Annotated in this window: 13 protein-coding genes; 8 read left to right on the top strand and 5 right to left on the bottom strand. The window is 76.4% G+C overall.

The genetic code is table 11. The features are described 5' to 3' along the window. Nucleotides 1–382: sigma-70 family RNA polymerase sigma factor (locus BM093_RS13390; RefSeq protein ID WP_143105369.1), on the top strand; the 382-nt coding region annotated here is incomplete at its 5' end. A 75-nt stretch (nt 383–457) separates the two neighbouring features. Here the strand turns inward: BM093_RS13390 and BM093_RS13385 are convergent. The 5 genes from BM093_RS13385 to BM093_RS13365 all read right to left on the bottom strand — a co-directional run bounded on the left by BM093_RS13385 (nt 458) and on the right by BM093_RS13365 (nt 5,508). Further along, nucleotides 458–1,600 carry a glycosyltransferase family 4 protein gene (locus BM093_RS13385; protein ID WP_177238454.1) on the bottom strand — a complete coding sequence of 381 codons (1,143 nt, stop codon included), beginning with the start codon at nt 1,598–1,600 and terminating at the stop codon, nt 458–460. 86 nt (nt 1,601–1,686) lie between these two features. Continuing rightward, nucleotides 1,687–2,889 (bottom strand): alcohol dehydrogenase catalytic domain-containing protein, encoded by a 1,203-nt coding sequence (locus BM093_RS13380; protein ID WP_093342345.1) that lies wholly within the window; start codon nt 2,887–2,889, stop codon nt 1,687–1,689. Between the two features lie 12 nt (nt 2,890–2,901). Continuing rightward, on the bottom strand, nt 2,902–3,555 hold the full coding sequence (locus BM093_RS13375) for a flavodoxin family protein (RefSeq protein WP_093342342.1): 654 nt from the start codon (nt 3,553–3,555) through the stop codon (nt 2,902–2,904). Between the two features lie 79 nt (nt 3,556–3,634). After that, nucleotides 3,635–4,588: a glycosyltransferase family 2 protein gene (locus tag BM093_RS13370; RefSeq protein ID WP_093342340.1), complete on the bottom strand. Its 954-nt coding sequence runs from the start codon at nt 4,586–4,588 to the stop codon at nt 3,635–3,637. Next, nucleotides 4,588–5,508: a glycosyltransferase family 2 protein gene (locus BM093_RS13365; protein ID WP_093342338.1), complete on the bottom strand. Its 921-nt coding sequence runs from the start codon at nt 5,506–5,508 to the stop codon at nt 4,588–4,590. The genes BM093_RS13370 and BM093_RS13365 overlap by 1 nt, the downstream gene beginning before the upstream one ends. A 73-nt stretch (nt 5,509–5,581) precedes the next feature. Here BM093_RS13365 and BM093_RS13360 point away from each other — a divergent pair, with 73 nt between their 5' ends. The 7 genes from BM093_RS13360 (at nt 5,582) to BM093_RS13330 (ending at nt 13,052) form a co-directional block, all read left to right on the top strand. Then, nucleotides 5,582–6,574: an NAD-dependent epimerase/dehydratase family protein gene (locus BM093_RS13360; protein WP_093342335.1), complete on the top strand. Its 993-nt coding sequence runs from the start codon at nt 5,582–5,584 to the stop codon at nt 6,572–6,574. Nucleotides 6,575–6,661: 87 nt separating this feature from the next. Continuing rightward, nucleotides 6,662–8,302 carry a carbamoyltransferase family protein gene (locus BM093_RS13355; protein WP_093342332.1) on the top strand — a complete coding sequence of 547 codons (1,641 nt, stop codon included), beginning with the start codon at nt 6,662–6,664 and terminating at the stop codon, nt 8,300–8,302. Next, on the top strand, nt 8,299–9,369 hold the full coding sequence (locus tag BM093_RS13350; protein WP_093342328.1) for a glycosyltransferase family 9 protein: 1,071 nt from the start codon (nt 8,299–8,301) through the stop codon (nt 9,367–9,369). Before BM093_RS13355 ends, BM093_RS13350 begins: the two co-directional genes overlap by 4 nt. Continuing rightward, on the top strand, nt 9,366–9,935 hold the full coding sequence (locus BM093_RS13345; RefSeq protein WP_177238453.1) for a D-sedoheptulose-7-phosphate isomerase: 570 nt from the start codon (nt 9,366–9,368) through the stop codon (nt 9,933–9,935). The genes BM093_RS13350 and BM093_RS13345 overlap by 4 nt, the downstream gene beginning before the upstream one ends. Next, complete coding sequence (locus BM093_RS13340; RefSeq protein WP_093342325.1) at nt 9,932–11,428, top strand: PfkB family carbohydrate kinase; 1,497 nt, start codon at nt 9,932–9,934, stop codon at nt 11,426–11,428. The genes BM093_RS13345 and BM093_RS13340 overlap by 4 nt, the downstream gene beginning before the upstream one ends. Next, nucleotides 11,425–12,114, top strand: coding sequence for an SDR family oxidoreductase (locus tag BM093_RS13335; protein WP_093342322.1), 690 nt, complete (start codon nt 11,425–11,427; stop codon nt 12,112–12,114). The genes BM093_RS13340 and BM093_RS13335 overlap by 4 nt, the downstream gene beginning before the upstream one ends. Then, complete coding sequence (locus tag BM093_RS13330) at nt 12,105–13,052, top strand: glycosyltransferase family 9 protein (RefSeq protein ID WP_093342318.1); 948 nt, start codon at nt 12,105–12,107, stop codon at nt 13,050–13,052. Before BM093_RS13335 ends, BM093_RS13330 begins: the two co-directional genes overlap by 10 nt. The last annotated feature ends 46 nt before the right edge of the window (nt 13,053–13,098 follow it).

The raw sequence follows: 13,098 nt of genomic DNA, 5'->3' as shown, positions 1-13,098 counted from the left end.
GTCCCAGCGGCTCGGCCGCGCACCGCGGCCCAGCGAGCTCGCCGAGGAGCTCGACGCCGACACCTCGGAGGTCGTGGAGGCGCTCGGAGCCCTGGAGTCCTACCGCGCCGCCTCACTGGACATGCCCGGCCCGGACGGGGAGCTCACCCTCGGCGAGCGGCTCGGCGACGACGACCCCGACCTCGAGACCGCCACGATGCGCGACGAGCTGCGGACCCGGATCGACGCCCTGCCACCGCGGGAGCGGCGCATCCTGCTGCTGCGGTTCTACGGCGACCGCACGCAGTCCGAGATCGCCTCGGAGATCGGTGTGTCCCAGATGCACGTCTCCCGGCTGCTGACCCGCATCGTCGGCAGGCTCCGCGAGGAACTCGGAGCCTGACCCGCCCGGTGCACGACGGAACGGGGGAGGGACCGGCGGTCCCTCCCCCGTCTGCCGTGTGTGCGGGCCGGGGCGTCAGCCCGCAGCGGCGTGTTCCGGTTCCCCGACGACGGAGCGGTGGCTGGCCAGCAGAGCGGTCCCGGCTGCGGCCCGGTCGTACACCGCCGTGGCCCGGTTGCGCCCGGCGATCCCGAACGCCTCACGCCGGCACCGGTGCTCGAGCGTGTCCCGCAGCGCCTGCAGGAGCGCGCGGTCGTCGCGCGGCGCCACGAGCAGCCCGCTGACCTCGTCGACGACGAGGTCGGCCTGCGGGCCGGCGGCCGTGGCGACGACGGCGCGACCGCAGGCCATCGCCTCCAGTGCGCCGGTGCCGGCCGACCACTCCGGGGCCGCGCACACGACGACGTCGGCCGAGCGCAGCAGCCGGGGCACCGCGCCGCGGTCGACCGGACCGACGAAGCGGACCCGGTCGGCGACGCCGCACCGCCGGGCCACGGCGAACAGCCGCTCCCGGTCCGGATCCCGCTCCTCGGCCGGACGGCCGCCCGCGACCAGCAGCTCCGCCTCGGGCACCCCGGCGAGGACCGTGATCGCGTGACCGGCACCGCTGTCCGGGCCGACCCCGTCGATCGTCACCATCCGCGGCCGCTCGGCGCGCCGCAGCGACGGGCCGTCGGGCCGGAAGGCCTCGACGTCGACGCTGACCGGGCGGATGTCCAACCGGCTCGGGTCGACGCCGTCGGCCACCAGGGCACTGCGGTCGGACGACCCGGTGACCAGCACCCGGTCGGCCTCGCGCGCCACGGCCCGCTGCACCGAGGCACGGTCGCCCGCGCTCTCCCGCTCGCCGGCGAACACGTTGAGCAGCAGCGGCATCCGGTCGGAGCCGGCCGCCCGCCGTGCGGCGAGCGCGGCCGTCCAGTGGTGGGCGTGCACGAGGTCCGGACGGCCGCCGCGCCACAGCGCACGCAGCCGCCGGGTCATCTCCTCGACCGTGGCCGCCGGGTCCCCCGCCGCGTCCACGCGGACCCGGTGCACCGCTCCGTCCGAGTCGGACGGAGCAGAGGAGTCGCGCCCGGGCACCACGGTCTCGGAGCGGACCCCGGCCTCGGTGAGCAGCGCGACCGTCTGCCGGAGGTGGCCGGCCCGGCCGCACCAGTCGGGCCGGCCGGGCACGGTCCACGGATCGAGGGCGGACGAGACGACGGTGATGTGCACGCGGACCTCCACGGGGGCAGGTGGGACGGCGTCCGCGCAGTCGGTTCTACGCGCTCTCGCCCTCGGACTACCCGACCGGCTCCGCCTCACACACCGGCGGTCGGTTCCGGGATGAAGAGCACCTTGACCGCGCCGTCCTTCTTCTCCTGGAACATCCGGTAGGCGTCCGGGGCCTGCTCGAGCGGCACCCGGTGGGTGGCGAAGCCCTCGACGCCGAGCGGGTCGTCGTCGTCGAGCAGCGGCAGCAGGTCGGGGATCCAGCGCCACACGTTCGCCTGGCCCATCCGCAGCTGGATCTGCTTGTCGAACAGGGTGAGCAGCGGCAGCGGGGTGGCCGCGCCGCCGTACACACCGGACAGCGAGATCGTCCCGCCCCGCCGGACCAGCTCGATCGCCAGCAACAGCGCGGCGGTGCGGTCGGAGCCTGCGGTCTGCATCATCTTCTGCCCGACCGCGGACGGCAGGACCGACGCCAGCTTCTGGCCGGCCGCGGCCACCGGCGACCCGTGCGCCTCCATCCCGACCGCGTCGATGACGGCGTCGGCGCCGCGGCCCTGGGTCAGCGCGTGCACGGCGGCGCGGACCTCGCGGTCGCCCTGTGCCAGGTCGATCGTGGTGGTGCCGCGGGCCTCGGCCCGCTGCAGGCGCTCCGGGACGCGGTCGATGCCGATGACCTGGCGGACGCCGAGGTGGCGGGCGAGCCGGGTGCACATGTCACCGATCGGGCCCAGCCCGAGTACGACGAGCGTGCCGTCGGCGGGGGTGTCGGCATACTGCACGGCCTGGTAGGCCGTGGGCATGACGTCGGAGAGGTAGACGAACCGGTCGTCCGGCGGCCCGCTCGGGACCTTGATCGGCAGCGAGTTCCCGAACGGCACCCGCAGGTACTCGGCCTGCCCGCCGGGAACCTGGCCGTAGAGCTTCGTGTAGCCGAACAGCGATGCCCCGGTCCCCATCTCCCGGTTCTGGGTGGTCTCGCACTGTGACTGCAGGCCCTGGTCGCAGGTCCAGCAGTTCCCGCAGTTGACGTTGAACGGGATCACCACGCGGTCGCCGACCGACAGCTCGGTGACGCCCGGCCCGGTCTCGGCGACGACGCCCATCGGCTCGTGGCCGAGGACGTCACCCTCCTCCAGGAACGGGGTGAGCACCTCGTAGAGATGCAGGTCCGAGCCGCACAGCCCGGAGCTGGTGACCTGCACGATCACGTCGTCCGGCTGCTGGATCACCGGGTCGGGCACGGTGTCCACCCGCACGTCGCGGCGGCCGTGGAAGGTCAGGGCACGCATCAGCGGTCCTCCTCAGGAAGCGTCGGGGCCGGGATACGGGTGCTGCGCGAACAGCCGCACGAGGTGTGCGGCGTTGGCGGCGAGCATCCGCTGGGTGGAGCGCACGGGCTCCGGGGTCTTGTCGAGGTCGCGGTAGTCCGACCCCTGCATGGCCTCGCCGTTCCAGTACACCGAGCCCTGGGCCGGCACGGTGAAGCCGATGTCGGTGAGGGCCTGGCAGAGGTCGGCGATGATCTTGTGGGCGCCGTCCTCGTTGCCGACCGAGGCGATCACCGCGACCTTGCCGAAGGTGGGCGGTCGGCCGCGGTCGTCGGTCTCGGACAGCTCGGCGTCGAGCCGCTCCAGCACGCGCTGGCAGACGCTGCTCGGGTGGCCGAGCCAGGTCGGGGTGGCCAGGACCAGGACGTCGGCGTCGAGGACCCGCCGGCGCAGCGCGGGCCACGCGTCGCCGTCCCCCTCGTCGGCCGAGACACCGGGGGCGACGTCGTGGTCCACGACCCGGACGGAGTCGCCCGTGATGCCCTCGTCACCGAGCACGCCGAGGATCTCGTCGATCATGCGCTGGGTGCTCGAGTCGTGCGGCGAGCGCTCCAGGGTGCAGTTCAGGGCCAGTGCCGTGGGTGCGGTGCCGCCGGGTGTGGCCGTACCGCCGGATGTGACCGTCATGGTCGGTCGGCTACCCGCGTGCCTCCGCCGGAAACAGTGCGGGCGGCAGTGTCAGCCGACACGGCAGCGCGCGGCGGTGTCAGCCGACGTATCGGCGGGCGATCGAGGTCCGCTGCGGTTCCTCCAGCAGCCACAGTCCGTGCTCGACGGCCGGTGGCACGACGCGTCGTTCCCGCAGCACCCAGCCCAGCCCGGCCAGTGCCGCCAGCACCGCCCCCACGGTCGCGCGGTCGGCCGGGGCGCTGCGCAGCACCGCCCCGGTCCGCCGCAGCGCGCTGCGCACCGGGCGGCGCAACCACACCGTCCACAGCGTGTTCCGGATGCCGAGCCGGCGGCGGGCGCGCGGATCACGCAGCGTCGACGGGGCATGGTGGACGACCACGTCCTCGCACCAGCACATCCACCAGCCGGCCGCGGCGAGGTCGAGGGCCAGCAGCTCCTCCTCCCCGCCGATCCACAGCCGCGGATGGAAGCCCCCGGCGGCGCGGAACGCCGCGGTCCGGATCGTGGTCAGCCCGGCCATGATCCCCAGCAGCGCAGGTCCCGGCAGGTCGTCCGGGGCCGGCACCGGCGAGTGCCGCATCTCCGGAGTGATCGGGTCCTCGGCCAGCCCGGGCTCGACCAGGCAACGCCCGGTCACCGAGGCCACGCCGGGGTGGGCGTCGAGCACGTCGGCCGCCCGGCTCAGCGCTCCGGGCTGCGGGCGGGTGTCGTCGTCGCAGAACGTGACGTACGGCGTCCGGACGCGGGCGACGGCCACGTTGCGCCCGACCGCACCGAGGTTGTCCGGCCCGGCGACGAGCTGCGTGCGCGGGTGCCGGTCGCGGACCGCGGTGACGGTGCCGTCGGTCGAGCCGTTGTCGACCACGATCACCGGTGCCGGGTCCGGCAGCGCCTCGAGGTGGGCCAGCGTGCGCAGCAGCTCGTCGCAGCGGTCCCGGGTGATCACGACGACGGTGGTGCGGGCCGCCTCGGCCGGCGGGTGCGGGCGCGTCTGCAGTTCGGGGTCGATCAGCGGGTCGGCGGGGTCCATCACTGCTCCAGCAGGTCGAAGCGCTGCTCCAACCCGGCCGGCAGCACGTCCCGGCGGGCCAGCGCACGCGGTGCGGCGAGCAGGGCGGAGCCCAGCGCCCGGCGCGACGGCGGGTGCGACACCGCCCGCCTGGCCAGCGCCGCGAGCTCGGCCCGCACCCGCGGACCGCGCCGGCGCATCAGGGCGATGAGCAGCTGGTTGCGGGCCTCCAGGGCCAGCCGGCGCTCGTGCGGCATCCGGTGCGGTGACGGGTGGTGGTGGGCGACGACGTCGGGGTGGTGGCACAGCCGCCAGCCCCGGGCGGCGAGGTCGGCGGCGAGCAGCGTCTCCTCGGCCCCGAAGCCGAGCAGCGAGCTGAACCCGCCGGCGTCGTGGAAGGCCCGGACCCGCAGCACGGCCGCGCAGCCGAGGAAGCCGAGCACGTCCGGTCCCGGATCGGTGCCGCCGAGCGGGCTGTCGCGCAGCTCCGCGTTCACCGGGTCGGGCCGGTTCTCGGGCCCGACGAGCACCGCGCCGGCGAGCAGGCCGACGTCGGGGTGGGCGTGCAGGATCTCCGCCGCGCGCCGCAGCGCCTGCGGGGCCCACCAGGAGTCGTCGTCGCTGAAGGCGACGTACGGCGTCCGGACCCGCTCGACGCCGGCGTTGCGGGCCGCCGCGCCCTGCCGGACCGACAGCCGCACCAGCTCGACGCCGGGCCGGCCCTCCACGGTCGCGGCGGTGCTGCCGGTCGACGCGGGTTCGGTCGGGGCAGGACCGCCGGTCGGGGCGGGGCCGTCGGTCGGGGCACCGTCGGTGGAGGCATCGTCGACGACGACGATCGGGGGGCGCGGCCGCAGCGCGCTCAGCCGGTCGAGCGTGCGGGCCAGCTCGCGGGCCCGGTTCCTGGTGGCGATCACCACGGTGGTGTCCGAGTCGTCCACGCCGCCCGGCTACCCCGGCCCGGCCCGCCCATGCCGCCGTTTCACCGCACAGCGCGGAGGTAGCCGCCGCGGTATGACTGCTCACCCCTTCGACCGCGCGATCGTGACCGGCGGTGCCGGGTTCGTCGGTTCACACCTGTGCGAGGCGCTGCTCGCCGCCGGCACCCGCGTGACCTGTCTCGACGACCTGTCCAGCGGCCGCGCGGACCACATCGACCACCTGCTGGGCACCCCCGGCTTCCGCTTCGTCCGGCACGACGTCACGACTCCGTGGCCGGAGCCGGAGCCGTGGCCCGGCGACGCCCGGCCGGGCCGGGTGCTGGTCGCGCACCTGGCCTCGGCGGCGTCCCCGGTGGACTACCACCGCCGTCCACTGGAGACACTGCGGGCCGGGGCGGCCGGCACCGAGCACGCGCTGGCCGCGGCGCACAAGCTCGGCGGCCGGTTCCTGCTCGCCTCCACCAGCGAGGTCTACGGCGACCCGCAGGTGCACCCGCAGCGCGAGGACTACCACGGCGACGTGGACCCGGTCGGCCCGCGCAGCTGCTACGACGAGGCCAAACGCTATGCCGAGGCGCTGACCACCGCGCACCGCCGGGTGCACGGCACCGACACCACGATCGCCCGGCTGTTCAACACCTACGGCCCGCGGATGCGCCCCGGCGACGGCCGTATGGTGCCCGCGTTCGTGAGCCAGGCCCTGGCCGGCGAGCCGATCACCGTCAGCGGCACCGGCACCCAGACCCGGTCGCTGTGCCACGTCGACGACACGGTCCGCGGCCTGCTCACCCTGGCCGCGTCCGGGCTGCCGGGCCCGGTGAACATCGGCAACCCGGTCGAGCGCACGGTGCGCGAGGTCGCCGAGCTGGTCCGCGACCTGGCCGGGTCCGCCTCGGAGATCGTCGCAGTGCCCGCGGCCGCGGACGACCCGCGGCGGCGCCGGCCGGACATCGGCCTGGCCCGCCACGGGCTGGGATGGGAACCGCGCATCGGGCTGGAGGACGGGCTGCGCCGCACCCTCGGCTGGTTCGCCGCCCTGCAGGTCGGGGTCGACTCCGCTGTGTAGCGACGTCCTGGGGCGCCGTTTGTGGCCGGTCGCGGAGGGTAGGAGACCGGTCGTCGGCGATCCGGCCCGCAACGATCAGGAGGTGTGATGCGCGTCCTCGGTGTCAACGCCGTGTTCCACGACCCGGCCGCCGCACTCGTCGTGGACGGCCGTGTGGTCGCCGCGGCCGAGGAGGAGCGGTTCACCCGGCGTAAGCACGGCAAGGAACCCGTCCCCTTCTCCGCGTGGGAGCAGCCGGCGGCCGCAGCGGCCTGGTGCCTGGAGCAGGCCGGGCTCACGCCCGCCGACCTGGACGCGGTGGGCTGGTCCTACGACCCCGACCTCGTCGAGCACGGCCTGCCCGGGACCGACCCGGGCTGGGAGCAGCTGCGCACCGACTTCGCCCGCCGCGCGCCCTTCTTCCTGCGCACGGCGCTGCCGGGGCTGGACCCCGGCATCGTCCGGTTCGTCCAGCACCATCTCGCCCACGCCGCGTCGGCCGCGGCGGCCGCGCGATGGCGGTCGGGCACCGGCGGCGACAGCTGCGCCGTGCTGGTCGCCGACGGTCGCGGGGAGGCCACGTCCTACCTGGCCGGCCGGTACCGGGACGGGACTGTGCAGCGGATGGGGACCCAGCGGCTGCCGGACTCGCTCGGCCTGCGCTACGAGGACCTCACCGCCCACCTGGGCTTCCGGCGCTCGTCCGACGAGTACAAGGTGATGGCGCTGGCCTCCTACGGGACACCGCGCTTCGCCGAGGAGCTCGCCGCCGACCTGCACGCCACCGGCGACGGCGGTGTCCGCGCGGCGCCGCTGGACCTGTCGCGGTTCGCCGAGCAGCGCGGCCCGGCGGACCCGATGGAACCCGAGCACGCCGACCTGGCCGCGAGCGTGCAGCTGCGGCTGGAGGAGACGCTGCTGGACCTGGCTCGCTGGTTGCACAGGCGCACCGGGGAGAACCGGCTCGCGCTGGCCGGCGGGATCGCGCTGAACTGCGTGGCGAACACCCGGATCGCCGACGAGGGCCCGTTCGACGAGGTCTGGGTCCAGCCCGCCGCGGGCGACGCCGGCACGGCGCTCGGCGCCGCGCTGCACCTCTCCGCGCAGGCGGGTGACCCGGTCGTCCCGATGCCCGGGGCCGACCTCGGCCGCGGCTGGAGCGACGACGAGCTCGAACAGGTGCTGCGCGACGCGCGGGTCCGCTACGAGCGCCCCGACGACCTGGCCGCCACCGTCGCCGACACGATCGCCGGCGACGGCGTCGTCGCCTGGTTCCAGGGCCGCTCCGAGTTCGGCCCACGCGCACTCGGGCACCGTTCGCTGCTGGCCCACCCGGGCAAGCAGGAGAACGTCGACCGGCTCAACGCGGTGAAGGGCCGCGAGTCGTTCCGGCCGGTCGCGCCCATGGTCCGCGCCGAGCGGGCCGCGGAGCTGTTCTCCCGCGGCCCCGCGGCCAGTCCCTACATGCTGTTCGTGCACGACGTCGCCCCGGAGTGGCAGCAGCGGATCCCCGCGGTCACCCACGTCGACGGCACCGCCCGGATCCAGACCGTCGAGCCCGACGGCAACCCGCTGCTGGCGGAGCTGCTCGCCGCCGTCGAGGACCGGACCGGGCTGCCGTGCGTGATCAACACCAGCCTGAACACCGCGGGCCGGCCGATGGTCGACACGCCGGTGCACGCGCTGGAGACGTTCGGGTCGGCACCGGTGGACCTGCTGGCCCTCGGACCGTTCGTGGTGCGCCGATGACGCCCCCGCAGCGGGTGCTGGTCGTGCGCCAGGACGCGGCGGGCGACATGCTGCTCGCCGGGCCGTGCGTGCGCGCGGTCGCGGCCGGCGCCGGGTCGGTGACGGTGCTGGCCGGTCCGCGCGGGCGGGCCGCGGCCGACCTGCTGCCCGGGGTGGACGCCGTGCTCGAACGGGCCGCACCGTGGATCGAGCCGGTCCCGGGGCCGGTCGACCGGCGCGAGGTCGACGACGCCGTCGCGGAGCTGACCGTCGGCCGGTTCGACGTCGCGCTGGTGCTGACGTCGTTCCACCAGTCGCCGCTGCCCGCCGCGCTGCTGCTGCGCGCGGCCGGCGTGCCGTGGATCGGCGCGGCCTGCGAGGACTACCCCGGGTCGCTGCTGGATCTGCGCCACCCGCCCGAGCACCACCTGCCCGAGCCGGAACGGATGCTGTCGCTGGCCGACGCCGCCGGTTTCCCCCGCCCCACCGGGGACGACGGCCGGCTCACCGTCCGGCGCCCGCTGCCCGAGACCGGTGTGCGCACCGGCCCGCCCGGCTACGTCGTCCTGCACCCGGGCGCCTCGGTGCCCGCCCGCCGCCCGTCGGAGCGACGCAGTGCCGAGCACGTGCGCGCGCTGGCCGACGCCGGGTACCGGGTCGTGGTCACCGGGGGTCCCGACGAGCGCGCGGCCGCCACCCGGATCGCCGGCGAGCACGCGACCGTCGTGGCCGGGGACCTGGACCTGCCGGAGCTGGCGGCGGTGCTCGACGGTGCCCGGGTCGTCGTCGCGCCGAACACCGGCCCGGCCCACCTGGCGGCCGCCGTCGGCACCCCGGTGGTGTCGCTGTTCGCGCCGGTCGTGCCCGCGCACCGGTGGCAGCCCTACGGCGTGCCGTCGGTGCTGCTGGGCGACCAGCACGCCCCCTGCCGGGACACCCGCGCGACCACCTGCCCGGTCCCCGGACACCCGTGCCTGGACGGGGTCGCCGGTGCCGACGTCGTGGCCGCGGTACGAGGACTGACCCACGACGACCCCGACCCGTACCGCGGCCGGCACGGCCGCCCGAGTATCGGAGGTTTCCGGTGAGCGAGTACCAGCTCGACGAGCTCGGCCGCGCCCTCGTCGGCGCGCGGGCCCACCTGCCGATCCTGCGTTCCTGGGGAGCGCACCTGGCCGAACGGCTCGCCGGCGGCGGCCGCCTGCTCGCCTGCGGCAACGGCGGCAGCGCGGCCGAGGCCCAGCACCTCACCGGGGAGCTCGTGGGTCGCTACCTGCACGACCGGCGGCCGCTCTCGGCGATCGCCCTGCACGCCGACACCTCCTCGGTGACCGCGATCGGCAACGACTACGGCCCCGACGAGGTCTTCGCCCGGCAGGTGCACGCGCACGGCCGCACCGGGGACGTGTTGATCCTGCTGTCCACCAGCGGGACCAGCTCCAACGTCGTCGCCGCGGCCAAGGCCGCGCACGAGCTCGGCGTCGTCACCTGGGCCCTGACCGGCCCCACGCCCAACCCGCTGGCCGCGCTCTGCGACGACGCCGTGACCATCGAGTCGGGGCTGACCAGCACCGTGCAGGAACTGCACCTGGTACTGGTGCACGTGCTCTGCTCCGCCGTGGACGACGCCCTCGGCGTCGGCGCGCCGCGATGAGCGCACCCCTCGTGGTGGTGGGGGACGCCCTGCTCGACGTCGACCTCGACGGCACCTCGACCCGCGACTGCCCGGACGCCCCCGGCGCACCGGTTGTCGACCTGGACGACGAGCGTGCCCGCCCGGGCGGTGCGGGGCTGGCCGCACTCCTGGCCGCGGACCTCACGGCCGGGCGGCGACCGGTCGTGCTGCTCACCGCGCTCGGGACCGATCCCGCGGCCGCCCGCCTGGCCGGCCTGCTCGAGGACCGGGTCGAGCTGCACCCGCTGCCGCTGTGCGGCACGACCCCGGTCAAGACCCGGCTGCTCGACCGCGGACGGCCGGTGGCCCGCCTCGACACCGGCGACGGTCGCGCCGCGCACGACGCCGTCGACGACCGCACCGCGGATCTGCTGGCCGGCGCCCACGCGATCCTGGTCGCCGACTACGGCCGTGGGGTCGCCGCACACCCCGGGCTGCGCCGGCTCCTCGCCGCCCGCCCGCCCGGGGTGCCGCTGGTCTGGGACCCCCACCCCCGGGGCCCGGCGCCCGTGCCGGGTGCCTGGCTGGTCACGCCCAACAGCGCCGAGGTGCGGGAGGCGACCGCGCACGGCCTCCCCGACGCTGCCGCAGTCCCCGACCCCGCAGTCCCCGACCCCGCAGTCCCCGACCCCGCAGTCCCCGACCCTGCGGTGTCCGATCCCGCGGTGTCCGACCCTGCGGCCGCCCGGGCCGCGGAGCTGCTGCGGTGCCGGTGGGACGTGCACGCCGTGGCGGTCACCCGCGGGTCCCGCGGGGCGCTGCTCCACACCGGCCGGACGAGCACCCTGCACCCGCCCCCGGCCGTGGGAACCGGCGGGCGGCCGGACACCTGCGGGGCGGGTGACATGTTCGCCGCCGCGGCCACCGTCGCCGTTGCCGACGGCGCCGACCTGCCGGGCGCGGTCGGGGCCGCCGTCGACACGGCGACCCGCTACATCGCCTCCGGCACGAGGTCGCGGGGTGCCGCCCCGGCGACCGGGCGCGACGATCCCGGGAAGGACGACGGCTTCGCCCTCGCCGACCGCGTCCGCCGGGCCGGGGGCCGGGTCGTCGCCACCGGCGGCTGCTTCGACCTGCTCCATCCCGGTCACCTCGCGCTGCTGCGCACCGCCCGCGCCCGCGGTGACGTCCTCGTCGTCTGCCTCAACAGCGACCGCTCGGTGACGCGGCTCAAGGGGCCCACCCGCCCGCTGACCACCGCCACCGACCGGGCCGCCCTGCTCGACGCCCTGAGCTGCGTCGACGCCGTCGTCGAGTTCGACGAACCGGACCCGTGCGCGGTCCTCGACCGGCTGCGCCCGCACGTCTGGGTCAAGGGCGGCGACCACGACCCCGACCACATGCCCGAGACCACCGTGGTGCGCGCGTACGGCGGCACCGTCGAGACCGTGCCCCGGATCCCGGGCCACTCGACGAGCCGGCTCGCCCACGGCATCGGAGTACCGGACACCCAGGAGGAGATGTGCTCATGACCGACGACCTCGGCACCGTCCTGATCACCGGCGGGGCCTCCGGCCTCGGCGCCGCGGTGGTGGACGCCGTCGCCGACGCCGGCGGCCGCCCGCAGGTCCTCGACCTGCACCCCCCGAAGCGGGACGTCCCGCACGTCACCGCGGACCTCGCCGACACCCGCGCCACCGAGGCCGCCGTGGCCGAGCTCGCCCGCACCGACGGCGCACCCGATGCGGTGGTGACCGCTGCCGGCATCGACCATCCCGCCCCGTTCGACGCGCTCGACGCGACCGACTGGGAGCGCGTCGTCGCGGTGAACCTGCTCGGCACCGCCGCCGTCGTGCGGGCCACCCTCCCGCACCTGAAGGAGCACGGCGGCCGGATCGTGACGGTGGCGTCCACCCTGGGGCTCAAGGCCGTGCCGGACGCCACCGCCTACTGCGCCTCGAAGTTCGGCGTCCTCGGTTTCAGCCGGGCGCTGGCCGCCGAGACCGCCGGCCGGGTCGCCGTCACCACGCTCGTGCCCGGTGGGATGCACACCGCGTTCTTCGACGGGCGCGACGAGCAGTACCGCCCGCCCGAGGACGCCAAGCTCAACCGCCCCGAGGACACCGCGGCCGCCGTCCTGCACGCGCTGCGCCAGCCGGCGGGCTGTGAGATCCGGGAGCTGGTGGTCTGTCACTCCGAGGAGGGCTCGTGGCCGTGACCGGCCGGGACCGTCCGCCGGTGCTCGCCCTGCGGGCACCCGGGATCGGGGACCTGCTGACCGCGGTGCCCGCGCTGCGGGCCCTGCGCCGCGGCTTCCCCGGGGACCGGCTGGTGCTGGCCGCACCGGCCGGCCTCACCGGCATCGTCGAGCTGATCGGCGGGATCGACGCCACCGTCGCCGCGGACGGACCGACCGGCCTGCACTGGAGCGGCCCGCCGCCGCGGCTCGCGGTGAACCTGCACGGCAGCGGCCCGCAGAGCATCGACGCGCTGCAGGCCACCCGGCCCGGCGAGCTGCTGACCCACCGGCACCCGGACCGCCCCGGGGTGTGCGGCCCGCCGTGGCGCAGCGAGGTGCACGAGGTCCGCCGCTGGTGCGACCTGGTCGTCGGGGCCGGCCTGCAGGCCGACCCCGACGACCTCGACCTGGCGCGGCCGGCGACCGCCCCACCGGTGACGGACGCGGTCCTCGTGCACCCGGGTGCGGCGCACCCGTCCCGCCGCTGGCCGCCGGGCCGGTTCGCCGAGCTCGCCCGCGCCCTGCACGCCGAGGGCCACCGCGTGGTCGTCACCGGCGGCCCGGCCGAACGGGAGCTCACCGCGGAGGTCACCGCGCGGGCCGGCCTGCCGCGCTCGGCCGACCTCGCGCCGCGGTGCACCCTGGAACTGCTCACCGCGCTCGTCGCCGCGGCCCGGCTGGTGGTGTGCGGCGACACCGGGCCCGCACACCTGGCCACCGCCTACCGGACACCCTCGGTCCTGCTCTTCGGCCCGACGCCCCCGCAGCGCTGGGGCCCGGAGCGGGACGGCCCGCACACGGTGCTGTGGGCCGGCACCACCGGCGACCCGCACGGCGACCGGCCCGACCCCGGGCTGCTGCAGATCGGCACCGGGCGGGTGCTGCGCGCCGCCCGGGCCCGGCTCGCCGGGCGCTGACCCGCGGGCTCAGGAACCGTCGCGCCCGGGGTCACCGGTCGAGGAG

The sequence above is a fragment of the Pseudonocardia ammonioxydans genome (assembly GCF_900115005.1).
GTDB classification, from domain to species: Bacteria; Actinomycetota; Actinomycetes; order Mycobacteriales; family Pseudonocardiaceae; genus Pseudonocardia; species Pseudonocardia ammonioxydans.
The sequence above is the reverse complement of the archived record's forward strand: the minus strand, read 5'-3'. Positions and strand labels throughout refer to the sequence as shown.